This is a genomic window from Mesorhizobium sp. M7A.F.Ca.CA.004.06.1.1, assembly GCF_003999135.1.
GTDB lineage: Bacteria > Pseudomonadota > Alphaproteobacteria > Rhizobiales > Rhizobiaceae > Mesorhizobium.
The window spans coordinates 1-1,816 of record NZ_RZPQ01000976.1 but is presented as its reverse complement, the minus strand read 5'-3'; the positions used below and the strand labels follow the sequence as shown (position 1 = coordinate 1,816).

3 protein-coding genes are annotated in these 1,816 nt (G+C 65.6%); all 3 read left to right on the top strand.

The window, feature by feature from the left end; all coding sequences use genetic code 11:
• The coding region (locus EN906_RS32865; protein ID WP_127375708.1) for an NAD(P)(+) transhydrogenase (Re/Si-specific) subunit alpha at positions 1-889 on the top strand (889 nt) is incomplete at its 5' end.
• On the top strand, positions 886-1,314 hold the full coding sequence (locus EN906_RS32860) for a proton-translocating transhydrogenase family protein (protein WP_189522886.1): 429 nt from the start codon (positions 886-888) through the stop codon (positions 1,312-1,314). The genes EN906_RS32865 and EN906_RS32860, both read left to right, overlap by 4 nt.
• A gap of 6 nt (positions 1,315-1,320) precedes the next feature.
• Positions 1,321-1,816 (top strand): NAD(P)(+) transhydrogenase (Re/Si-specific) subunit beta (locus tag EN906_RS32855; RefSeq protein WP_206529236.1); only part of this gene is annotated, 496 nt, incomplete at its 3' end.

Sequence of the window (1,816 nt, the reverse complement as noted above, 5' to 3'; positions counted from 1 at the left end):
GTCGATGGACGTCTTGTCCTCGCAGGCCAATCTTGCCGGTTACCAGGCGGTGATCGACGGCGCTTCGGAATACGATCGGGCATTGCCGATGATGATGACGGCGGCCGGCACGGTGCCGGCGGCGAAGGTCTTCATCATGGGCGTCGGTGTCGCCGGCCTGCAGGCGATCGCCACCGCGCGCCGGCTTGGTGCGGTCGTCACCGCCACCGACGTTCGCCCTGCCGCCAAGGAACAGGTCGCCTCGCTCGGCGCAAAGTTCCTTGCGGTCGAGGACGAGGAATTCAAGGCGGCCGAAACGGCCGGCGGCTACGCCAAGGAGATGTCGAAGGAATACCAGGCTAAGCAGGCGGCACTCACATCAGAGCACATCGCCAAGCAGGATATCGTTATCACCACCGCGCTTATTCCCGGCCGACCGGCGCCCAAGCTGGTATCGGCGGCGATGGTCGCCTCGATGAAGCCAGGCTCGGTTCTCGTCGATCTGGCGGTCGAGCGCGGCGGCAATGTCGAGGGCGCCGAAGCCGGCAAGGTCGTCACCACCGCCAACAACGTCAAGATTGTCGGCCATCTCAATGTGCCCGGCCGCATCGCGGCGTCGGCATCGCTGCTTTATGCCCGGAACCTCTTCGCCTTCCTCGAAACGCTGGTCGACAAGACGACGAAAACGCTTGCCATCAACCGGGACGACGATCTGGTCAAGGCAACGATGCTGACTAACGGCGGCAAGATCGTGCATCCGTCCGTCGCCAAGCCCGACCAGCAGCCTTATGTCGAACCGGCGGCGATCCCGGCCACAACCATGGTTGCCGACGCTTCGCCCAAGAAAGCCGCGCCCAAGAAACCGGCCGCATCCAAGTCGCCCTCGTCGAAGCCGAAAGGGATCGCGTGATGGATCAGACCCTGCAGAAAGCCCTCGACCAGCTCGACCAGGCCTCCGCCGCGGTTCGGCTGGCAGTGCACAATCTGGCGACCGCGCCTGGTGGTGCCGACGCGGCGGGTGATGCCGCGCATGCGCTGTCCGGCGGTGCCATCGATCCCTTCGTCTTCCGCTTCGCCATCTTCGTGCTGGCGATCTTCGTCGGCTATTACGTCGTCTGGTCGGTGACCCCCGCACTGCATACGCCGCTGATGGCCGTCACCAACGCCATCTCTTCGGTCATCGTCGTCGGCGCGCTGCTTGCCGTCGGCATCGCCGCCTCCGGCATTGCCGCGGGCTTCGGCTTCGTCGCGCTGATGCTGGTGTCGGTCAACATCTTCGGCGGCTTCCTCGTCACCCAGCGCATGCTGGCCATGTACAAGAAGAAGGACAAGTAGAGCGCCATGAACGCCAACTTCGCGTCCTTCCTCTACCTCGTCTCCGGCGTCCTGTTCATCATGGCGCTGCGCGGCCTGTCGCATCCGACCACCAGCCGCCAGGGCAATCTCTACGGCATGATCGGCATGGGCATCGCCATCGCCACCACATTGGCGCTGGCAACCCCCTCGGCCGGCCGCTTCGGCCTGATCGTGCTCGGCCTGGCCATTGGCGGCAGCGTCGGCGCCGTCACCGCGCGCCGCATCGCCATGACCTCGATGCCGCAGCTGGTCGCCGCCTTCCACTCGCTGGTCGGCCTCGCTGCCGTCATGGTGGCGGCCGCCGCCATCTATGCGCCGGAAAGCTTCGGCATCGGCACGGATGGCGACATCCACGCCCAGGCGCTGATCGAGATGAGCCTTGGCGTCGCCATCGGCGCCATCACTTTCACCGGCTCGGTCATCGCCTTCCTGAAGCTCGATGGCCGCATGTCCGGCAACCCGATCATGATCGGCGGCCGCC